General features: G+C 70.3%; 16 protein-coding genes and 2 pseudogenes. 11 read left to right on the top strand and 7 right to left on the bottom strand.

The genetic code is table 11. From position 1 onward, the window contains the following. Positions 1 to 90 precede the first annotated feature (90 nt). From WT26_RS17410 to WT26_RS17390, 5 genes are all read left to right on the top strand, one after another. Entirely contained in the window at positions 91 to 1,410 is a 1,320-nt protein-coding gene (locus tag WT26_RS17410; RefSeq protein WP_069273373.1) for an ABC transporter substrate-binding protein, read from the top strand. 110 nt (positions 1,411 to 1,520) lie between these two features. Beyond that, positions 1,521 to 2,465 (top strand): carbohydrate ABC transporter permease, encoded by a 945-nt coding sequence (locus WT26_RS17405; protein ID WP_069273372.1) that lies wholly within the window; start codon positions 1,521 to 1,523, stop codon positions 2,463 to 2,465. After that, positions 2,462 to 3,313 carry a carbohydrate ABC transporter permease gene (locus WT26_RS17400; RefSeq protein WP_059531506.1) on the top strand — a complete coding sequence of 284 codons (852 nt, stop codon included), beginning with the start codon at positions 2,462 to 2,464 and terminating at the stop codon, positions 3,311 to 3,313. Before WT26_RS17405 ends, WT26_RS17400 begins: the two co-directional genes overlap by 4 nt. Then, a complete protein-coding gene (locus tag WT26_RS17395) occupies positions 3,310 to 3,993 on the top strand; it encodes an HAD family hydrolase (protein ID WP_069273371.1) in 684 nt (227 codons plus the stop codon). The genes WT26_RS17400 and WT26_RS17395 overlap by 4 nt, the downstream gene beginning before the upstream one ends. Before the next feature lie 57 nt (positions 3,994 to 4,050). Next, the gene (locus WT26_RS17390) at positions 4,051 to 5,160 is read left to right on the top strand and encodes an ABC transporter ATP-binding protein (RefSeq protein ID WP_069273370.1); all 1,110 of its coding nucleotides are present in this window, start codon (positions 4,051 to 4,053) and stop codon (positions 5,158 to 5,160) included. Positions 5,161 to 5,207: 47 nt separating this feature from the next. On the opposite strand, the gene WT26_RS17385 is transcribed toward WT26_RS17390, so the two are convergent. Beyond that, on the bottom strand, positions 5,208 to 6,092 hold the full coding sequence (locus tag WT26_RS17385; protein WP_069273369.1) for a LysR family transcriptional regulator: 885 nt from the start codon (positions 6,090 to 6,092) through the stop codon (positions 5,208 to 5,210). A gap of 114 nt (positions 6,093 to 6,206) precedes the next feature. Between WT26_RS17385 and WT26_RS17380 the strand changes: the two genes are divergently transcribed. Together WT26_RS17380 and WT26_RS17375 are read left to right on the top strand one after the other, a co-directional pair. Then, positions 6,207 to 7,403, top strand: a complete 1,197-nt coding sequence (locus WT26_RS17380; protein ID WP_069273368.1) for a serine hydrolase domain-containing protein — start codon at positions 6,207 to 6,209, stop codon at positions 7,401 to 7,403. Then, on the top strand, positions 7,400 to 8,599 hold the full coding sequence (locus WT26_RS17375; RefSeq protein WP_069273367.1) for an MFS transporter: 1,200 nt from the start codon (positions 7,400 to 7,402) through the stop codon (positions 8,597 to 8,599). Before WT26_RS17380 ends, WT26_RS17375 begins: the two co-directional genes overlap by 4 nt. 38 nt (positions 8,600 to 8,637) lie before the next feature. On the opposite strand, the gene WT26_RS17370 is transcribed toward WT26_RS17375, so the two are convergent. From WT26_RS17370 to WT26_RS17355, 4 genes are all read right to left on the bottom strand, one after another. Beyond that, on the bottom strand, positions 8,638 to 9,639 hold the full coding sequence (locus WT26_RS17370; protein ID WP_081333738.1) for a sugar-binding transcriptional regulator: 1,002 nt from the start codon (positions 9,637 to 9,639) through the stop codon (positions 8,638 to 8,640). 52 nt (positions 9,640 to 9,691) lie between these two features. Next, complete coding sequence (gene xylB / locus WT26_RS17365; RefSeq protein ID WP_069273365.1) at positions 9,692 to 11,173, bottom strand: xylulokinase; 1,482 nt, start codon at positions 11,171 to 11,173, stop codon at positions 9,692 to 9,694. A gap of 83 nt (positions 11,174 to 11,256) precedes the next feature. Beyond that, positions 11,257 to 12,681: a D-arabinitol 4-dehydrogenase gene (gene dalD / locus WT26_RS17360; RefSeq protein ID WP_059665187.1), complete on the bottom strand. Its 1,425-nt coding sequence runs from the start codon at positions 12,679 to 12,681 to the stop codon at positions 11,257 to 11,259. Positions 12,682 to 12,871: 190 nt separating this feature from the next. Then, complete coding sequence (locus WT26_RS17355; RefSeq protein WP_069273364.1) at positions 12,872 to 13,783, bottom strand: LysR family transcriptional regulator; 912 nt, start codon at positions 13,781 to 13,783, stop codon at positions 12,872 to 12,874. 99 nt (positions 13,784 to 13,882) lie between these two features. Here WT26_RS17355 and mdlC point away from each other — a divergent pair, with 99 nt between their 5' ends. From mdlC to WT26_RS17335, 4 genes and pseudogenes are all read left to right on the top strand, one after another. Then, positions 13,883 to 15,490, top strand: a complete 1,608-nt coding sequence (gene mdlC, locus WT26_RS17350) for a benzoylformate decarboxylase (RefSeq protein WP_069273363.1) — start codon at positions 13,883 to 13,885, stop codon at positions 15,488 to 15,490. A gap of 28 nt (positions 15,491 to 15,518) precedes the next feature. Then, positions 15,519 to 16,995, top strand: a pseudogene (locus tag WT26_RS17345) (aldehyde dehydrogenase). Between the two features lie 18 nt (positions 16,996 to 17,013). Beyond that, positions 17,014 to 17,946, top strand: a complete 933-nt coding sequence (locus WT26_RS17340) for a ketopantoate reductase family protein (RefSeq protein ID WP_069273362.1) — start codon at positions 17,014 to 17,016, stop codon at positions 17,944 to 17,946. Between the two features lie 171 nt (positions 17,947 to 18,117). Further along, on the top strand, positions 18,118 to 19,515 hold the full coding sequence (locus WT26_RS17335) for an MFS transporter (protein ID WP_069273361.1): 1,398 nt from the start codon (positions 18,118 to 18,120) through the stop codon (positions 19,513 to 19,515). An 18-nt stretch (positions 19,516 to 19,533) separates the two neighbouring features. On the opposite strand, the pseudogene kynA reads toward WT26_RS17335, so the two are convergent. Beyond that, a pseudogene (gene kynA / locus WT26_RS17330) lies at positions 19,534 to 20,479 on the bottom strand (tryptophan 2,3-dioxygenase). Between the two features lie 89 nt (positions 20,480 to 20,568). Beyond that, complete coding sequence (gene kynU / locus WT26_RS17325) at positions 20,569 to 21,822, bottom strand: kynureninase (protein WP_059665184.1); 1,254 nt, start codon at positions 21,820 to 21,822, stop codon at positions 20,569 to 20,571. Positions 21,823 to 21,847: the final 25 nt, after the last annotated feature.

The raw sequence follows: 21,847 nt of genomic DNA, 5'->3' as shown, positions 1-21,847 counted from the left end.
CCGACCTGCGCGCGGCGGCCTGACCGGCCGGTTGCGCGCCGTTTCATCGACATCGACAACACACGACACAGAAGACACTGGAGACATGCCATGCAACGAAAGACGCTTGCCGCCCGCGTGCTCGCCGGAGCCGCGCTTGCGACGGCGGCCTGCGCCGCGTCCGCCGGCACGCTGACGATCGCGACGCTGAACAATCCCGACATGATCGAGCTGAAGAAGCTGTCGCCGGCATTCGAGAAGGCGAACCCGGACATCAAGCTGAACTGGGTGATCCTCGAGGAAAACGTGCTGCGCCAGCGCGCGACCACCGACATCACGACCGGCAGCGGCCAGTTCGACGTGATGGCGATCGGCACCTACGAGACGCCGCAGTGGGGCAAGCGCGGCTGGCTCGCGCCGATCACGGGCCTGCCCGCCGACTACGACCTGAACGACATCGTGAAGACCGCGCGCGACAGCCTGTCGTACAACGGCCAGCTGTACGCGCTGCCGTTCTACGTCGAAAGCTCGATGACGTTCTACCGCAAGGACCTGTTCGCGGCGAAGGGGCTGAAGATGCCCGACCAGCCGACCTACGACCAGATCGCCGAGTTCGCGGACAAGCTCACCGACAAGGCGAAGGGTACCTACGGGATCTGCCTGCGCGGCAAGGCCGGTTGGGGCGAGAACATGGCGTACGTGTCGACGGTCGTGAACACGTTCGGCGGGCGCTGGTTCGACGAGAACTGGAACGCGCAGCTGACGTCGCCGGAATGGAAGAAGGCGATCAATTTCTACGTGAACCTGCTGAAGAAGAACGGCCCGCCGGGAGCGAGCTCGAACGGCTTCAACGAGAACCTGACGCTGACCGCATCGGGCAAGTGCGCGATGTGGATCGACGCGACGGTCGCCGCCGGGATGCTCTACAACAAGCAGCAGTCGCAGGTGGCCGACAGGATCGGCTTCGCGGCCGCGCCGGTCGCCGCCACGCCGAAGGGCTCGCACTGGCTGTGGGCGTGGGCGCTGGCCGTGCCGAAGACGTCGAAGCAGCAGGATGCCGCGCGCAAGTTCATCGCGTGGGCGACGTCGAAGCAGTACATCGAGATGGTCGGCAAGGACGAAGGCTGGGCGTCGGTGCCGCCGGGCACGCGCACGTCGACGTATCAGCGCCCCGAGTACAAGGCTGCGGCGCCGTTCTCGGACTTCGTGCTGAAGGCGATCGAGACGGCCGACCCGAACGATCCGTCGCTGAAGAAGGTGCCGTACACGGGCGTGCAGTACGTCGGGATTCCTGAATTCCAGTCGTTCGGCACGGTGGTCGGCCAGTCGATCGCCGGTGCGGTCGCGGGCCAGATGACGGTCGACCAGGCGCTCGCCGCCGGGCAGGCCGCCGCGGACCGCGCGGTGCGGCAGGCCGGCTACCAGAAGTAACACGGAGAAGTCACGCGGCGCGCCGTGCGTCTGCGCACGCACGGCCGTCGTGAAGCGGCAAGGCGGGCGAGCGCTGCGCGCCCGCGTCTCAATCGGAGGTGGTCCCGATCATGCGTCATTTACGTCTTCCCTTGACCCACGCGCACCCGCTCGACGCCGCGCCGCGGCCGCCCGCGCCGGACCGGCCGCGGCGCGGCGCGAGCTGGCTCGTCTCGCCGTCCGTCGCGGTGCTGCTGCTGTGGATGTCGATCCCGCTCGCGATGACGATCTGGTATTCGTTCTCGCGCTACAACCTGCTGAACCCGGACGTGAAGGGTTTTGCGGGCCTCGACAACTACCGCTTCCTCGCGACCGATCCGTCGTTCCTGCCCGCGATCTGGCACACGCTCGTGCTGATCGGTGCGGTGCTCGCGATCACGGTGATCGGCGGCGTGCTGATGTCCGTGCTGTTCGACCGCAAGTTCTACGGGCAGGGCGTGGCACGCCTGCTCGCGATCGCGCCGTTCTTCGTGATGCCGACGGTGTCCGCGCTGATCTGGAAGAACATGATCCTGCACCCGGTGTACGGGCTCGTCGCGAACGCGATGCGTGCGCTCGGGATGACGCCGATCGACTGGTTCGCCGATTACCCGCTCACGGCGGTGATCATCATCGTCGCGTGGCAGTGGCTGCCGTTCGCGTTCCTGATCCTGTTCACCGCGATCCAGTCGCTCGACCAGGAGCAGAAGGAAGCCGCGCGCATCGACGGCGCGGGCCCGATCGCGATGTTCTTCTACATCACGCTGCCGCACCTGAAGCGCGCGATCGCCGTGGTCGTGATGATGGAGACGATCTTCCTGCTGTCGATCTTCGCGGAGATCTACACGACGACCGGCGGCGGCCCCGGCGACGCGACGACCAACCTGTCGTACCTGATCTACGCGCTCGGCCTGCAGCAGTTCGACGTCGGCCTCGCGTCCGCGGGCGGCATCATCGCCGTGGTGGTCGCGAACGTCGTGTCGTTCTTCCTGGTGCGGATGCTCGCGCGCAACCTGAAAGGGGAATACGAGAAATGAGCGACCTGACCTTCTCGGGCCGGCGCGCGCCGGCCGCGTTCGACCTCGTGCGGCGCGTGCTGCCCGGCACGCTCGCGTGGCTGATCGCGCTCCTGCTGTTCTTCCCGATCTTCTGGATGGCGATCACCGCGTTCAAGACCGAGCAGCAGGCGTATGCGTCGACGCTGTTCTTCATGCCGACGCTCGACAGCTTCCGCGAGGTATTCGCACGCAGCAACTACTTTTCGTTCGCATGGAATTCGGTGCTGATCTCGGCCGGCGTCACGGTGATCTCGCTGCTGTTCGCGGTGCCGGCCGCGTACGCGATGGCGTTCTTCCCGAACCACCGCACGCAGAAGGTGCTGCTGTGGATGCTGTCGACGAAGATGATGCCGTCGGTCGGCGTGCTCGTGCCGATCTACCTGCTGTGGAAGAACGCGGGGCTGCTCGACACCGTGTCGGGCCTCGTGATCGTCTACACGCTGATCAACCTGCCGATCGCGGTGTGGATGACCTTCACGTACTTCAACGAGATCCCGAAGGACATCCTCGAAGCCGGGCGCATCGACGGCGCGTCGACGTGGCAGGAGATCGTCTACCTGCTGATGCCGATGGCGCTGCCGGGGCTCGCATCCACCGCGCTGCTGCTCGTGATCCTGTCGTGGAACGAGGCGTTCTGGAGCATCAACCTGTCGAGCTCGAACGCCGCGCCGCTCACCGTGTTCATCGCGTCGTACTCGAGCCCCGAAGGGTTGTTCTGGGCGAAGCTGTCCGCAGCCTCCCTGCTGGCGGTCGCGCCGATCCTGATCGTCGGCTGGCTGTCGCAGAAGCAGCTCGTGCGCGGGCTCACGTTCGGAGCCGTCAAATGACCGCGAACGTCCTGATCTGCGATTGCGACGGGGTGCTGATCGACAGCGAGGCCGTGGCGGCCGACGTGATCGTGCGCGAGCTCGACGCGCGCTGGCCGGGCGTCGATGCGCGGCCGGCCGTGATGCCGTTGCTCGGGCTGCGCATCGAGCGCGTGCTGGCCGGCGCGGGCGACGCCGTCGGGCGCACGCTGGGCGATGCGGACGTCGGCGCGATCCGGCGCGCGGTCGAAGCCGCCGCGGTGAACGCGCCGGCCGTCGACGGCATCGCGGCTGCCCTCGACGCGATCACGCTGCCGATCGCGTGCGCGAGCAACAGCTACCGCGCGTACGTCGAGGCCGCGCTGGCGCGCACGGGCCTCGCGCGCTTCTTCGGCGACCGGCTGTTCTGCGCGGATGCCGTCGCGCGGCCGAAGCCCGCGCCGGACGTGTATCTCGCAGCCGCGCGCACGCTCGGTGTCGCGCCCGCCCAGTGCCTCGTGGTCGAGGACAGCGCGACCGGCATCACCGCGGCCGCCGCGGCCGGCATGACCGTGCTCGGCTTCGTCGGCGGCGGGCATGCGTCGGCCGCGCAGATCGACGCGCTGCGCGGGATCGGCGCGCGCCACGTATTCGACGACATGCACGAGCTGCCCGGCTACGTCGCGCGCTGGCAGGCGACCGGCGCGGTGCTGCCGCATTGAGCAACGCGCCGCCCGCGGGCGGCGCATCAGAAATCGAACCTCGAACGGAGACAGATCATGGCAAGCGTGCTCCTGCGCAACATCGCGAAGCGCTACGACGACACCGAAGTGCTGCGCAACGTGAACCTCGACATCGCCGACGGCGAATTCGTCGTGTTCGTCGGCCCGAGCGGCTGCGGAAAATCCACGCTGATGCGGATGATCGCGGGCCTCGAGGACATCTCGAGCGGCGACCTGCTGATCGACGGCGCGAAGGTCAACGACGTGCCGAGCGCGAAGCGCGGCATCGCAATGGTGTTCCAGTCGTATGCGCTGTATCCGCACATGACGCTGTACGACAACATGGCGTTCGGCCTGAAGCTCGCGGGCGCGAAGAAGCCCGAGATCGACCAGGCCGTGAAGCAGGCCGCGAAGATCCTGCACATCGATCACCTGCTCGACCGCAAGCCGAAGCAGCTGTCGGGCGGCCAGCGGCAGCGCGTCGCGATCGGCCGCGCGATCACGCGCAAGCCGAAGGTGTTCCTGTTCGACGAACCGCTGTCGAACCTCGACGCGGCGCTGCGCGTGAAGATGCGGCTGGAGTTCGCGCGGCTGCACGACGAGCTGAAGACGACGATGATCTACGTGACGCACGACCAGGTCGAGGCGATGACGCTTGCGGACAAGATCGTCGTGCTGTCGGGCGGCGCGGTGCAGCAGGTCGGCACGCCCAACGCGCTCTATCACGCGCCGTCGAACCAGTTCGTCGCGGGCTTCATCGGTTCGCCGAAGATGAACTTCCTGAAGGGCACGGTCGACTCGGTCGATGCCGGCGGCGTGCTCGTGCGCTTCGACAGCGGCGAGACGCAGCGCGTCGCGGTCGAAGCGGCGGGGCTGCAGCGCGGCGCGGCGGTGACGGTCGGCGTGCGGCCCGAGCACCTGAAGGTCGAAGCGGCGGCCGCCGGCGTGGCCGCGCGGACGATGGCCGTGGAATCGCTCGGCGATGCCGCGTACCTGTATGCGGAGTCGGCCGTCGCGCCGGACGGGCTGATCGCGCGGATTCCGCCGCTCGACACGTACCGCACCGGCGAGGCGCTCCACGTGAACGCGCAGGCCGAGCACTGCCACCTGTTCGACGGCGAGGGGCGCGCATTCCGGCGCCTGAGCCCGCACGCGAAGGCCGCTTGATGGTCTGTCTGATGCGGCCTGAAGCGGCCTGAAGCGGCCTGGTTCGATCAGAGGCGCAGCCGCGCGACAACGTGATCGACGAACGCGCGCAGCTTCGGCGTCGGGTGGCGGCCCGACGGCCACAGCACGTAGAACGCGATGCGGCATTCGACGTGGTCGTCGAGCACCGCGCGCAGCGTGCCGTCCTCGAGCGCCTCGCGCACGAAGAAGATGGGCAGGCATGCGATGCCGAGCCCGCGCAGCGCGAAGCACAGGCGCGCTTCCGCGCTGTTGCTGACCATCGCGACCGGCACCTCGGGCGGCGTGCCCGCGCGCGGCACGCGCAGCGGCCAGGTCTCGAGCTTGCCGCTGGTCGGGAAACGGTAATGCAGGCAGCGGTGCTGCGCGAGATCGGCCGGCGTGCGCGGCGTGCCGTGCCGGTCGAGATAGCCCGGGGACGCGACGAGGTGCTGGCGGAAGTGGCCGAGCAGCCGCGACGACAGCCGGGAATCCGACGGCTGGCCGGTGCGCAGCACCGCGTCGAACCCTTCGTCGACGACGTCGACGAGCCGGTCGCTGAAATCGATGTCGAGCTCGATCTCCGGATACGCGGCCATGAAATCGGCGAGCACCGGCAGCAGCAGCGAGCTGAGCAGCGGCATGCTGACCCGCAGCCGGCCGCGTGGCGCTTCGGCACTCTGCGTCAGTTCCTGCTCGGCCGCGTCGAGCTCGGCGATCACGCGCCGGCACCGTTCGAGAAAGCGCGTGCCTTCTGCGGTCAACGTGATGCTGCGCGTGCTGCGGTGAAAGAGCCGCACGTTAAGGCGCGCCTCGAGCCGCGCGATGCGCTTGCCGATCGCCGACGCCGATAGCCCGAGCGCGCGGCCGGCCGCGACGAAACTGCGCGTTTCCGCGACCTGAACGAACACGACGAAGCCGCCGAGGTTTTCCATGCGAGTTTCCGATTGCGGACGCCGGCGTCCGGATTGTCCGGAACTCTACCCCGGTTTTTCTTCTTGCGTCGGCTCCCTACGATGAGCGCTCGTTCATTGTTGAGAGGTCAAGCCATGTCATCCCTGCCTGCCGTCGTGCACGAACACGAACCGGCCGTCGCGCTGCGCGCACGGCTCGACGAGGCGCTCGATCGCGCGCTCGCCGACGAGCGCATCGTCGGCGCGGTCGTGCTGGTCGCGCAGGACGGCGAGCCGCGCTACGCGCGCGCCGCCGGCCTTGCCGATCGCGAAGCCGGCACGCCGATGCGGGACGACGCGCTGTTCCGCCTGTCGTCGGTCACGAAGCCGGTCGTGGCGGCCGCCGCGATGCGGCTGGTCGCGGCGGGGCGCATCGGGCTCGACGAACCGGTCACGCGCTGGCTGCCGGAATTCGCGCCGGCACTGCCCGACGGCCGGCCCGCGCGCATCACGTTGCGTCATCTGCTGTCGCATACGGCCGGCCTCGGCTACCGCTTCCTCGAAGCGGACGGCGACGGCCCGTATGCACGCGCCGGCGTGTCCGACGGAATGGATCGCTCGGGTCTCTCGCTCGGCGAGAACCTGCGGCGCATCGCCAGCGTGCCGCTGCAGTTCGCGCCGGGCACGTCGTGGGGCTATTCGCTTTCGATGGACGTGGTCGGCGCGCTGATCGAGGCGGTCGACGGGCGGCCGCTCGCGGAAGCGGTCGCCGCGCTCGTCACGACACCGCTCGGCATGACCGACACCGCGTTCGTCGCGCACGACGCCGCACGCTTCGCGACGCCTTACGTGAGCACGGATGGCGCGCCACGCAGGATGGCGGCGTTCGATATCGCGCCGGTATACGAGGGCACGGTCGGCATCCGCTTCGAGCCGGCGCGCGTGTTCGATGCCCAGGCCTTTGCATCGGGCGGCGCGGGGATGGTCGGCACCGCACGCGACTGTCTCGCGCTGCTCGACGCGTTGCGCACCGGCCGCCCGGGCTGGCTGGAGGCCGTGTGGACCGACGAGATGGGGCGCGTGCAGCCGGGCGCGCACGACTTGCCCGCCGCGCCGGGATTCGGCTTCGGGCTCGGCTTCTCGGTGCTGCGCGATCCGGTGGCCGCGCGGTCGCCGGAGTCGGTCGGCACCTGGCGCGGGGGCGGCGCGTACGGGCATACGTGGTTCGTCGATCGCGCGGCGGGGCTGACGGCCGTCGCGCTGACCAACACGCTGTACGAAGGGATGCACGGACGCTTCGTGACCGCGGTGCGCGATGCGGTCTACGGCGTCGGCGAACGGGGGACGGCATGAGCGACACGACGTCCATGCCGGCCCGGCTCGCGCATGCGGGCGAGCACCTGCCGGTTGCGAACCTGCTCGCGCTCGCGACGGCCGCGTTCATCACGATTCTCACCGAGGCGTTGCCGGCCGGCCTGCTGCCGCTGATGAGCGCCGACCTGCGCGTGCCCGAGGCGCTGATCGGCCAGCTCGTGACCGTGTATGCGCTCGGTTCGATCGTCGCGGCGATTCCGCTCGTCGCCGCGACGCGTGCGATGCGCCGGCGCACGCTGCTGCTCGCGGCGCTGGCCGGCTTCGTCGTCTCGAATGCGCTGACGGCCGTGTCGCCGTACTACGCGCTGACGCTCGCCGCGCGCTTCGTCGCGGGGATGGCGGCCGGGCTGCTGTGGGCGCTGCTCGCCGGCTACGCGAGCCGGATGGTCGATGCGTCGCTGCGTGGCCGGGCGATCGCGGTCGCGATGCTCGGCGCGCCGGTTGCGATGTCGATCGGCATCCCGGCCGGCACCGCGCTCGGGTCCCTGTTCGGCTGGCGCGTCGCGTTCGCGGGCATCACGCTCGCGGCGCTCGCACTGGTGGCGTGGGTGCGCGCGCGGCTGCCCGATTATCCGGGGCAGCAGGCCGGCGCGCGCGAGCCGGTGCTCGGCGTGATGACGCTGCCCGGCGTGCGGCCGGTGCTGACCGTGATGTTCGCGTATGTGCTGGCGCACAACATGCTGTACACGTACGTCGCGCCGTTTCTCGCGGGCGTGCGGATGGGCGCGCAGGTCGATGCGGTGCTGCTCGTGTTCGGTATCGCATCGCTGGTCGGCATCGCGCTGACGGGCGCGTGGATCGTCCATGCGCTGCGGCGCCTGACGCTCGCGAGTGTCGCGCTGTTCGCGCTGGCGGCGCTGATGCTCGGCGCGAGCGGCGCTCACCCGCTCGTCTACGCGGGCGTCGCGCTGTGGGGGCTCGCGTTCGGCGGCGCGCCGACGCTGTTCCAGACGGCCGCCGCGAACGCCGCGGGAGAGGCGGCGGACGTCGCGCAATCGATGCTCGTGACGGTGTGGAACCTCGCGATCGCGGGTGGCGGCATCGCCGGCGGGATGCTGCTCGGCGCAACCGGGGCGGGCGCGATTCCGTGGGTGCTCGTCGCGCTGCTGGCGGCCGCGTGGGTCGGCGCATGGCGCGCGCGTCGCCACGGTTTTCCGGCGGTGCGGCCGGCTTAGGTTTGGCGGTGGGTTCGGCGCGGGGCCGCGCCGCGGTGTCAGGACGCCGGGGCTTCCAGTGCCGCCCTCGCGCACGTCTCGTCGGTGACGAGCCCCGACATCCAGCCGCCGCGCAATGCGGCGATCACCGCATCGCGTTTCTTCGGGCCGCCCGCGAACGCGATCGTCGGGCGCTTCGGCGGCGTGGCGAGCGACACGCTTGTCACGCGCGCGCTCGTCGACGCGGCGATCCGGCGGCCCTGCGCGTCGATCGGCACGCCGAGCAGTTCGGCCACCGCGCCGAGCGCGGTCATCTCGTCGCGCTCCTGTTCGGTGATGAAGCCGTCTTCGTAGAGCGGGCAGTGCGGGCCGATGTTGCCGATCCCGACGAACGCGACGTCGGCCTGGCCCGACAGCGCCTCGACGATCCGGTACAGCCGGTGATTGCACCACTGCGCGCGCTCGGCGGCGCTGTCGGCGAACAGCGGCGCGGGCAGCAGGAAATGCTTGCTGCCGGTTTTCTCGGAGATGTACTGCGCGACGTCGTAGCGGTTCGACGAACCGTCGGCCGCGATCGCACCGACCATCGACACGAGGCGGTGCTGCGGCCGGTCGATCTGCGCGATCTGTGCGACCGCGGCCTTCAGCGTCCGGCCGCTGCTGACCGCGATCACCATCGGTCGCGTTTCGTTCAGGTAGCGCTCCATCACCTGCGCGCCGGCGACCGCGAGCTTGCGGTCGATCGCGTCGGGCGCGTCGGCATCGACGGGCACGACTTCGCACATCGCGAGGCCGTAGCGCTTCGACAGCTGCGCGCCGAGATCGAGACAGTCGGCGAGCTGGTGGTCGACGCGCACGCGGATCAGGTTCTTCTCGACCGCGAACGCGACCAGTCGCTGCGCGACCGGGCGCGACACCTGCAGCTTTTCCGCGATTTCGTTCTGCGTGTCGCCCGCGACGTAGTAAAGCCACGCGGCACGCGTGGCGAGATCGAGTTTTTCTGAGGACTTGGACACGATAGCGATTGAATTCGGATCCTGGCGGGCCGGCCGGCGGCGCATGGGTACGCACTGTACCGCACTCGCCGCCGCGGCCGGCCCGCGCGTCGGTCAGTCAGGCGAGCCGTGCGCGCGACGGTTCGTACAGCGGCCGCACGTGGCGGTACAGCGAGCGAAACGCATCGAGGCGTTCGCGCAGCAGTGCATGGCGGGCGGCATCCGGCGCGTATTCGGCCCGCACCGGCGGCTTGGCCAGCACCGCATGCGGATCGCCGCCGACGGCCAGCCAGCCGAGTCGCGCCGCGCCGAGCGCCGCGCCCGTTTCGCCGCCGCCATGCTGGCGCGTGCGCACGTTCAGCGCATCGGCGATCAGTTGTGCCCAGAACGCGCTGCGCGCGCCGCCGCCGATCAGCGACAGCTGGGCGGTTTCGACGCCAGCCGCATGCAGCGCGTCGAGACCGTCGGCGAGGCCGAGCGTCACGCCTTCGAGCACCGCGTAGCCGAGATGCGCGCGTTCGGTCGCATGCGTCATCCCGAAGAACGCGCCTTGTGCGTACGGATCGTTGTGCGGCGTGCGCTCGCCGGACAGGTAGGGCAGGAACAGCGGGGCCGTCGCGAGCGCGTCGGCGTCGAGCGCCTCGACTTCGGCGAGCAGTGCGGGCTCGTCGGTGCCGGTGAGCTTGCAGACCCAGCGCAGGCAGCTCGCGGCCGACAGCACGACGCTCATCAATTGCCAGCGATCGGGAATCGCGTGGCAGAACGCATGCACGGCCGATGCGGGGTTCGGCATGAAGCGATCGCCGACCACGCTCAGCACGCCGGACGTGCCGAGCGACACGAAGCCGTCGCCCGCGTGGATCGCACCGATGCCGAGCGCGCTCGTTGCGTTGTCGCCGCCGCCGCCGGCTACCACGACCGCCTCCGACAGCCCGAGTTCGCGCGCGATGTCCGCGCGCAGCGTGCCGGACGGCGCATTGCCTTCGACGATGCGCGGCATCTGGTCACGCGTCATTCCGCACGCGGCGAGCAGTGCGTCGGACCAGTCGCGGCGCGCGACGTCGAGCCACAGCGTGCCGGCTGCGTCCGACGGGTCGGACACCTTCGTGCCGGTGAGCCGGAACCGCAGGTAGTCCTTCGGCATCAGCACGCAGGCGGTGGCCGCGAACACATCGGGTTCGTGCTTCGCAACCCACAGCAGTTTCGGCGCGGTGAAGCCCGGCATCGCGAGATTGCCGGCCAGTGCGTGGAGGTCGGGCGCGCTTTCGGTGAGCAGCGCGCACTCGTCGGCGCTGCGCATGTCATTCCACAGGATCGCGGGACGCAGCACGCGGTCGTCGCGGCCGAGCAGCACGGCGCCGTGCATCTGGCCCGACAGGCCGATGCCGCGCACGGCCGCGAACGCTTGCGGATGTCGTGCGCGCAATGAGGCGAGCGCGGCGAGCGTGCCTTGCCACCAGTCGTCCGGATGCTGTTCGGCCCAGCGCGGATGCGGCCGCGACACGGTGAACGGCGAGCCGGCGGTGCCGACGACCGTGCCGTCCGGGGCGAGCAGCAGCACCTTCACTTCCGAGGTGCCGAGGTCGATGCCGAGATACATGAGCGATCCGTTCCGTCAGTGGGGAGTCGCTACTTTAGCCGCGCGGCCGTGCACGTGCCAAGGCAGGTTCGCCCCAATGCGCGTCAGCGCGCCGCGAGCCATGCATCGACCCGCGCGAGCCCGGCGCGCAGCGCCTCGAACAGCGCCGCGTTGCCGGCGAGCGAGCCCCACAGCGCGCGGCTTGCGCACAGCGCGGCGACCGGATCGTCGGACCCCGGACGGCCGGCCCCCGGATGGCCGGCCCCGACGATCGCACGCGCGGCGCTTTCGTCCATCACGCCGTCCTGGTACGCGTACGGCAAGGTGCCGCGCGCCCAGCGTTCGAGAAAGCGCAGGAACAGTGCGGGCAGCACGGCGGTGGCGACCGGCGCCGCGCCGCGTGCGAACGATTCGACGAGCGTCGGCGCGATGAAGCCGGGGATCTTCGAGAAGCCGTCGGCCGCGACGCGCTGGTTCGTGTCGAGCACGTACGGGTTGCCGAAGCGTTCGAGCACGACGTCGCGGTAGCGCGCGAGATCGAGCGGGCTCGGCGTGAGGCACGGAATCACGTCCTGCGTCACGTAGTCGTGCGCGAAGCGGCGGATCGCCGCGTCGTGCGTGCCTTCGTGGATATACGTGTGGCCCGCGAGCGTGCCGGCCCACGCGATGCAGCTGTGCGTCGCGTTGAGGATGCGGATCTTCGCTTCCTCGTACGGGTGCACGTCGTCGACGAGTTCGGCGCCGGCCAGCTCCCAGCGCGGCCGGCCGGCCGCGAAGCGGTCCTCGATCACCCACTGGATGAACGATTCGCCCATCACCGGGCATGCGTCGTCGATGCCGGTGGCGGCCAGCACGCGTTCGCGCACGTCGGCGGTCGGGCGCGGCGTGATGCGGTCGACCATCGCGCTCGGTGTCGCGACGTTCGCGTCGAACCACGCGAGCAGGTCGGCCTGCCCGCGCCGCTCGAGGAATTCGCGCATCCCCGCGCGAAAGCGTGCGCCGTTGTTGCGCAGGTTGTCGCAGCTCTGCAGCGTGAGCGGGCCCGCGCCGCGCTTCACGCGTTCGGCGAGCAGCGCTGCAAGCGCGCCGTACAGCGTCGTGCGCGCGCCCTGCAGGTCGGCCGCGAGATCGGCATTCGCGACGTCGAGCCGGTTGTGTTCGTCGAGGTAGTAGCCGCCCTCGGTAACGGTGAACGACACGATCCGGCAGGCCGGATCGGCGCCGGCGTCGATCAGCGCGGCGAGATCGATCGACCACGGCAGCACACGCGTGATCGCGCGGATCGTCTCGTAGGCGCGCTCGCCTTGCGGCGTGACGGTTTCGAGCGTGTATTCGCCGTGCTGCGCGGCGAGCGCGTCCATCGTCGCGCGCATGTCGTCGCGGATGTTGCCGACGGTCAGCGACCAGCGCTCGTCGGGCGGCACGGCCGCGTTCACGCGATGCAGATACCACGCCTGGTGCGCGCGGTGAAACGAGCCCGCGCCGATGTGCAGCAGCACGGGCGTGCGGGCGGAGGGCGATGCGCTCATCCGGTGTCTCCTGTTCGTGCCAGATTTTTTCTGCCGAATACGAATACGACGAATACGATCATTTGCTCTTTGTGTGAGCGAATGATCGTATTCGGATGAACGAAAGTCAAGGCGGGGAAACGGCATTTCGATGGTGCGCTGCGGCGGTCGTACGGGCAGCGCGGGCGTGGAGGCGGAAGGGAAAAGGGCGTCAGCGCCCTTCACGCGTGAGCGCGACGAGTTCCTCGAGCAGCTTGCCGGCCGGCCCCGGCAGGATGCCGTGGCGGCGCCGGAACGCGGTGAGCGTGCGCACCGCGACGACTTCGCGCACGGGCAGCGTGTCGATCGTGCCGGCGCGCTGCTCGGCGCCGTACATCGGCTCGGCCATCCAGCTCAGGAAGCCGGCATGCGCGACGAGGCTCTTCAGCGTCGTGACCGAGCGCGTCTCGACCGCGATGTCGGGCAGCGCGAGCCCGTGCGCGTCGAAGGTCGCGCGCATGTGGTCGAACGGCGCGGTGCCGCGCGGCGGAATCGCCCAGCGCGCGTGCCGCGTATCGGCGAGCGTCGGCGCGCGGCCGAGCGCGCGCAGCGGATGGTGCGGCGCCGCAACGATATGGCTGCGATCTTCCCAGCGGCACTCGGGAATCGCGACGATTTCGTCGGTGTCGAGCCCGTGCGCGGACAGCGCGAGATCGATCTCGTGCTTGTGGAGGCCTTCCGCGAGCCGGTCCCACACGCCTTCGATGATCTCGACGCGCAGATTCGGCCAGCGGTCGAGCACGCGGCCCACCGCGACCGGCAGCACGAGGCTCGCGATGCTGCCCACCGCGCCGACCTTGATCGTGCCCTTCGCCAGCCCGCGCATCGCGTCGAGCTCCTCGCGCGCGTGCTCGGCCTCGTGCTGCAGCAGCGTCGCGTGCGGCAGCAGCGCGTCGCCGAACGCGGTGAGCTGCACGCCCTTCGAGTGGCGCTCGAACAAGGGCGCACCGACCTGGTCCTCGAGCCGCTTCAGGATCCGGCTCAGCGCCGGCTGCGTCACGTGCAGCGCGTCGGCGGCGCGGCCGAGGCTGCCGCACGCGACGATCGTCGTGAAGGCGCGCAATTGTCGGAGATCGAAAGTCATGTCGAAATGGAATGGCTTTTTGCAAAAAATACAGTATCAGAGAATGGCTTGCGCTTCGATACTGTGGAAACCGCCAAGCCAACGAGGAGACACCCGAGCATGTCCGGCCATCCGCCCCCTTCCGCCGCACCGGTTACCGTTCGTGATGCCGTCATCGACCTGTTCCGCCAGTTCGGCATCGACCGCGTGTTCGGCAATCCCGGTTCGACCGAGCTGCCGATGTTCCGCGATTTCCCCGACGATTTCCGCTACGTGCTCGGTCTGCAGGAGGCCGTCGTGGTCGGGATGGCCGACGGCCATGCGCAGGCCACCGGCAACGCGGCGGTCGTCAACCTGCATTCGGCGGCGGGCGTCGGCAACGCGATGGGCAATCTCTTCACCGCCTTCAAGAACCGTACGCCGCTGATCGTCACCGCGGGCCAGCAGGCGCGCGCGATCCTGCCGTTCGACCCGTTCCTCGGCGCGACGCAGGCCGCCGAGCTGCCGAAGCCTTACGTGAAGTGGAGCATCGAGCCTGCGCGCGCGCAGGACGTGCCGGCCGCGATCGCGCGTGCGTACCGCATCGCGATGCAGGAGCCGCGCGGCCCCGTGTTCGTGTCGATCCCGGTCGACGACTGGGACCAACCGGCCGAACTGCTGCCGCGGCGCGACGTCAGCAGCATCGTGCGGCCCGATCCCGACGCGCTCGCGCGGCTCGGCGAGTCGCTCGACGCCGCGCGGCGTCCCGCGTTCGTCGTCGGCGCGGCCGTCGATCGCGCGGGCGCGTGGCAGCAGGCCGTGCAGCTCGCCGAGCGTCACCGTGCGCGCGTGTACGTCGCACCGATGTCCGGGCGTTGCAGTTTCCCCGAGGACCATCCGCTGTTTGCCGGCTTCCTGCCCGCGATCCGCGAGAAGATCGTCGCGCGGCTCGACGGGCACGACCTCGTGTTCGCGCTCGGCGCGCCCGCATTCACGTATCACGTCGAGGGGTTCGGTCCGCACGTGCCGCCGGGCGCCGCGCTCGTGCAACTCGTCGACGATCCGGGTGTCGCCGCGTGGACACCGTCGGGCGACGCGGTCGTCGGCAACCTGCGGCTCGCCGCGCGCGACCTGCTGGCGCGCCCGGCGCCACCCGGGCGGCCGATGCCCGCGCCGCGGCCGCCGCGCCGGCGCGTCGAGGCACCCGCCGCCGGCGAGCGCATGTCGGCCGCGTTCGCGCTGCAGACGCTCGCCGACGTGCGCGATGCGCACGACATCGTCGTCGAGGAAGCGCCGAGCGCACGCCCCGTGATGCAGGAACACCTGCCGTTCACGCATGGCGGCACGTTCTACACGATGGACAGCGGCGGGCTCGGCTACGGGATGCCGGCCGCCGTCGGCGTCGCGCTCGCGCAGCCGGGCCGGCGCGTGATCGGGCTGATCGGCGACGGTTCGAGCCTGTATTCGATCCAGGCACTGTGGAGCGCCGCGCAGCTGAAGCTGCCGATCACGTTCGTGATCCTGAACAACCGGCGCTACGCGGCGCTGCAGGATTTCGCGCCCGTGTTCGGCTTCGGTCCCGGCGACGCCGTGCAGGGCACCGATCTGCCTGACCTGGATTTCGTCGCGCTCGCGCAGGGGATGGGTTGCCGCGGTGTGCGCGTGACCGATGCCGAGCACCTGCGCGACACCCTGACCGAGGCGCTGCGCGCCGCGACGCCGGTCGTCGTCGAAGTCGAGATTGCGTGACGCGCGCTGCGCGTCTTCCCGAGATTCCATGCAAACCGTATCGATGCTGATCGGCGGCGAACGCCGCCATTCGTCCAGCGGCGCGACCTTCGTGCGCCGCAACCCGCTCGACGGCGCAGTCGCGTCGGCCGCGCCCGCGTGCACCGTCGACGATGCGCGTGCGGCGGCCGACGCGGCCGCCCGCGCGTTCCCCGACTGGGCCGCGCTCGGTCCCGGCGCGCGCCGCGCGCTGCTGCTGAAGGCGGCCGCCGCGCTCGAGACGAAGCACGACCAGTTCGTCGCCGCGATGGCGGCCGAGACGGGCGCATCCGCGCTGTGGGCCGGCTTCAACGTGCATCTTGCCGCGAGCGGGCTCGTCGAGGCCGCGTCGCTGACCACGCAGGTCGGCGGCGAGCTGATCCCGTCCGACGTGCCCGGTTCGCTCGCGATGGGCGTACGTCAGCCGGCCGGTGTCGTGCTCGGCATCGCGCCGTGGAACGCGCCGGTGATCCTCGCGACGCGGGCGCTCGCGCTGCCGCTCGCGTGCGGCAACACGGTCGTGCTGAAGGGCTCGGAGCTGTGTCCCGTCACGCACGGGTTGATCGTCGAGGCGCTGCAGGAAGCCGGCCTGCCGCCGGGCGTCGTCAATTTCGTGACGAACGCGCCCGAGGATGCGGGTGCCGTCGTCGATGCGTTGATCGCGCATCCGGCCGTGCGCCGCGTGAATTTCACGGGCTCGACGCGCGTGGGCAGGATCGTCGCCGAAGCATGCGCGCGCCACCTGAAGCCGTCGGTGCTGGAACTCGGCGGCAAGGCGCCTTTCGTCGTGCTCGACGATGCCGATCTCGATGCGGCGGTCGCGGCGGCCGCGTTCGGCGCGTTCGCGAATTCCGGGCAGATCTGCATGTCGACCGAACGCATCGTCGTCGACGCCATCGATCGCCGATGCGTTCGTCGCGAAGCTCGCCGACAAGGCCGCATCGCTGCCGCTCGGCGACCTCCCACGGGGACTTCCTTCGGGCGCGCGCAACGGGCCCGTCGTGCTCGGTTCGCTGATCGACATGAAGGCCGTCGAGCGCTGCAACGCGCTGATCGACGATGCGCTCGCGCACGGCGCCACGCTCGTGTGCGGCGGCCGGGCCGACAGCACGCTGTTTCCGGCCACGCTGCTCGACCACGTGACGCCTGCGATGCGCATCTACGCGGAAGAATCGTTCGGCCCGGTGAAGGGCATCGTGCGCGTCGACGGCGAGGACGCCGCGATCCGTTGCGCGAACGACAACGCGTTCGGGCTGTCGTCGGCCGTGTTCAGCCGCGACGTCGCGCGCGCGATGCGCGTCGCGGCGCGCATCGAATCGGGCATCTGCCACGTGAACGGCCCGACCGTGCACGACGAAGCGCAGATGCCGTTCGGCGGCGTGAAGGACAGCGGCTTCGGCCACTTCGGCGGCAAGGCCGGCATCGCGGCATTCACCGACCTGCGCTGGATCACGGTGCAGACCGCACCGCGCCACTATCCGTTCTGACGAGGCCGCCCGCCGAAGATGAGGATTGCAATTCTGGGCGCGGGCGCGATGGGCTCGCTGTTCGGCGCGCGGCTGGCGGAAAGCGGCGAGTCCGTCACGCTGATCGACGTGAACGACGCGCATCTCGATGCGATTCGCCGCGACGGGCTGTGCATCGACGACGATCGCGGCGAGCGCCGCATCACGACGCTGCGTGCGGTGCGGCCCGACGCGGTGCAGCCCGCGCGCGGCGAACCGTTCGACCTGCTGATCGTCTTCACGAAATCGCTGCATACGCGCACCGCGCTCGACGGCGTGCGCGCGCTGCTGACGCCGCACACGCACGTGCTGACGCTGCAGAACGGGCTCGGCAACGTCGAGACGCTGAATGCGGTCGTGCCGCTCGAACGCATCCTGGCGGGCGTGACGACGTGGCCGGCCGACGCCGCGGGGCCCGGACACGTGCGCTCGCACGGCGCGGGCACGATCCGCATGATGACGGCCGACGGCGCGGCACGCCCGTTCGCGGCGGCCGTGGCCGATACGCTGTCGCGCGCCGGGCTCGCGTGCACGCTGGACACGCAGGTGTGGGCCGCGATCTGGGAGAAGGTCGCGTTCAACGCGGCGCTCAACACGCTCTGCGCGGCGACGGGCTGCACGGTAGACCAGCTCGGCGCGTGCCACGAAGGCCCTCGGCTCGCGCTCGCGATCGTGGCCGAGGTGGCCGCCGTCGCCCGCGCGAAGGGCATCGCGGTCGATGGCGAACGCATCGCGCGCAACGTCGAGCATGCGATCCGCGAGCATCGCGGCCATCGCCCGTCGATGCTGCAGGACGTGCTCGCGGGCCGTCGCACGGAAATCGACGCGATCAGCGGCAAGGTCGTCGCGGCCGCGCGGGAAGCCGGCGTCGCGGTGCCGCATGCCGAGACGCTGCTCGCGCTCGTCCGGCTGATCGACGCGCGCCACGCGTGAAGCATGCCCGCGGCGGGCTCGAGCCGCACCGCGACACGAGAGCGCCGGGCGTTGCCACGGCGCCGGGTCGCCTCATCCATCAGGAGACGCCATGACAGCAACCGTTCGCCGCAGTCCCGCCGCGCATCGCACGCATTGCATGCATTCGCCCGGTGACGCACGGAGGCGCGCATGAACCCGCGCGACGCCATCCGCCCGCAGCCGTTCGACGTCGGCGCCGCGCTCGACGACGGGCCGTTCACGGCGATGCAGCGCGGGGTGGTGCTGCTCGCCGCGCTCGCGATCGTGCTCGACGGTTTCGACGGCCAGTTGATCGGCTTCGCGATTCCGGTACTGATCCGCGAATGGGGGATCACGCGCGGCGCATTCGCGCCGGCGGTGGCTGCCGGACTGATCGGCATGGGCATCGGCAGCGCGTGCGCGGGGATCGTCGCGGACCGCTTCGGCCGCCGCCAGGCCGTGATCGGCAGCGTGTTCCTGTTCGGCATCGCGACCTGCGCGATCGGCTTCGCGCCGGACGTCACGGCGATCGCGGCGCTGCGTTTCTGTGCGGGGCTCGGGATCGGCGGCGCGCTGCCGACGGCCACGACGATGACGGCCGAATACACGCCCGCGCGGCGCCGCACGATGATGGTGACCGCGACGATCGTCTGCGTGCCGCTCGGCGGGATGCTGGCCGGCCTGTTCGCGCACGAGGTGCTGCCGCGCTACGGCTGGCGCGGGCTGTTCTTCGCGGGCGGCGCGTTGCCGCTCGTGCTCGGTTTCGTGCTCGTGCGTGCGCTGCCCGAATCGCCGCGCTATCTCGCGCGGCGCCCCGCGCGCTGGCCGGAACTCGGCGCGCTGCTCGCGCGGATGGGGCGACCCGTTGCGCCGGGCACCGCATTTACCGACCTGAAGGATGCACGCGCGGCGGGCGGCCGCGGCGGCTTCGGCGCGCTGTTCGCGAGCGGTCAGGCGCGCGACACGATCGCGCTGTGGTGCGCGTTCTTCATGTGCTTGCTTGCCGTGTATGCGGCGTTCAGCTGGCTGCCGACGATGCTGGCCGCGAGCGGGCTGAGCGTGTCGGTCGCGGGGACGGGGCTCACCGCGTACAACCTCGGCGGCGTGATCGGCGCGCTGCTGTGCGCGTGGACGATCGCGCATGCCGGGTCGCGCTGGCCGCTCGTGCTGTGCAGCATCGGCGGCGCGGCGAGTGCGGTGTGGCTGATGGGGGTCGATCCAGGCCGCCACACGGGCTGGCTGATCGTCGGGCTCGGCCTGCACGGGCTGTTCGTCAACGCGGTGCAGTCGACGATGTATGCGCTCTGTGCGTACATCTACCCGACCGCCGTGCGCGCGACGGGCACCGCAAGCGCGCTCGCGTTCGGCCGGCTCGGCGCGATCCTCAGTGCGTTCGCGGGCGCGATCGTGATCACCGCGGGCGGCGCCACGGCCTATCTGACGATGCTGGCGATCGCGATGGGCATCGTCTGCGTCGCGCTGCTCGTCGTGCGGCGGCATATCCCGCGGCTGTCACGTGCGGCGGCGCAGCCGCGCGAAGGGGAGGAGCTGGCCCGCACGTCGTCGTGACGGCGGGCGAGCGGTGCGTTACAGCGTGGTGCGCACGTGCCAGAGCTCGGGGAACAGCACGACGTCGAGCATCTTGCGCAGGTATGGCGCGCCGCTGGTGCCGCCCGTACCCTGCTTGAAGCCGATGATGCGCTCGACGGTCGTGACGTGACGGAAGCGCCACTGGCGAAACGCATCCTCGAGATCGACGAGTTCCTCGGCCATCTCGTAGAGCTCCCAGTGCTGCTGCGGGTGGCGGTACACCTCGAGCCACGCGGCTTCGACCGTTTCGTCGTGCTGGGTCGGCTGCGTCCAGTCGCGCTCGAGCCGCGCGTGCGCGATCGGGAAACCGCGCCGCGCGAGCAGGCGGACGACTTCGTCGTAGAACGACGGCGCTTCGAGCGTCGTGCGCACCTGTTCGAGGATGTCGGGCCGGTGCGCATGCGGCTGCAGCATCTGCACGTTCTTGTTGCCGAGCAGGAATTCGAGCTGGCGATACTGATACGACTGGAAGCCCGACGACTGCCCGAGATACGGCCGCATCGCCGAATATTCGGACGGCGTCATCGTCGACAGCACGTTCCACGCCTGCACCAGTTGCTCGAGGATGCGCGACACGCGCGCGAGCATCTTGAACGCGGGCGGCAGCGCGTCGGTGCGCACCGCGTCGAGTGCGCCGCGCAGCTCGAACAGCGCGAGCTTCATCCACAGCTCGCTCGTCTGATGCTGGATGATGAACAGCATCTCGTTGTGATCGGGCGACAGCGGATGCTGCGCGTCGAGGATCGAATTCAGCGACAGGTAGTCGCCGTAGCTCATCGACTTCGAGAAATCGAGCTGCGCGTTGTGCCAGCCGGCTTCCGCCCGACGCATCGCCCGGCACGTGCGGCGCTTCGTGTGCCGCTTGTGCCGCTTGTGCCGACTGCGCGGCGCGCGCGCCCGAGAATGGGCAACTCGCCGGCGCGTCGTCGCCGGGTGGCTGCATATGACCAGAATTCACGACTCTCTCCAGATTTGAATGACGGGGCGCGGCGCGCAGTCCGCGTGACCGCAGTGCGCGCCGGGCAAGGCCGGTCAGGTCACCGCGCCGCGTTCGGCGAACTCGGGCGCCTTCCAGGCGTCGGTAGCGAGGATGTCGCGCAGCGTCTCGACGGCATCCCACACGTCGACGAAGCGCACGTAGAGCGGCGTGAAGCCGAAGCGCAGCACGTACGGCTCGCGGTAGTCGCCGATCACGCCGCGCGCGATCAGCGCCTGCATCACCTCGTAGCCGTGCGGATGCTCGAAGCTCGCCTGCGAGCCGCGCTGGTGATGCGAGCGCGGCGTGACGAGCTTCAGCGACAGGCCCGCGCAGCGTGCTTCGACGAGCGCGATGAAGGCATCGGTCAGCGCGAGCGACTTGCGGCGGATCGCCTGCATGTCGGTTTGCAGGAACACGTCGAGCCCGCATTCGACCATCGACATCGACACGATCGGCTGCGTGCCGCACAGGAAGCGCGCAATGCCCGGATCGGGCGCGAAGCCCGGCTGCATCGCGAACGGTGCGCGGTGGCCCCACCAGCCGGACAGCGGCTGCGAGAAGTGCGCGTGATGACGCTGCGGCACCCACACGAAGGCGGGCGAACCGGGGCCGCCGTTCAGGTACTTGTACGTGCAGCCGACCGCGCCGTCCGCGCGTGCGCCGTTCAGGTCGACCGGTACCGCGCCGGCCGAGTGCGCGAGGTCCCACAGCATCAGCGCGCCTGCGTCGTGCACGAGCTGCGTGACGGCCGGCATGTCGTGCATGTAGCCGGTGCGGTAATTCACGTGCGTGATCATCGCGACGGCCGTGTCCGCGCCGAGCGCGGCCGGCAGGTCGGCCGGGTCGTCGATCAGGCGCAGTTCATAGTTGCCGCCGAGCTGCTCGATCAGCCCCTGCGCGATATACAGGTCGGTCGGGAAATTCGAGCGCTCCGACACGATCACGCGGCGCCCGGGCGCGCGCTCGGCCTGATGGCGCAGCATCGCCGACAGCAGCTTGAACAGGTTGATCGAGATTGTATCGGTGACGACCGTTTCGCCCGGTGCGCCGCCGATCAGCGTCGCGAGCTTGTCGCCGAGACGGCGCGGCAGCGCGAACCAGCCGGCCGTGTTCCAGCTGCGGATCAGGCCTTCGCCCCATTCGGCGCCGATCACCTGCTGCGCGCGGGCGGCCGATGCGCGCGGCTGCGCGCCGAGCGAGTTGCCGTCGAGATAGATCACGCCGTCGGGCAGGGAGAACTGGTCGCGCAGCGGCGCGAGCGGATCGTCGCGGTCGAGCGCGAGTGCGTCTTCACGGGTCTTGATCATGATGTGAGGTTGTCAGTCGGGGTAA

The sequence above is a fragment of the Burkholderia cepacia genome, from assembly GCF_001718835.1.
Lineage (GTDB): Bacteria > Pseudomonadota > Gammaproteobacteria > Burkholderiales > Burkholderiaceae > Burkholderia > Burkholderia cepacia_F.
Note: the sequence above shows the minus strand (reverse complement) of the source record. Positions and strands in the feature narration are given on the sequence as shown.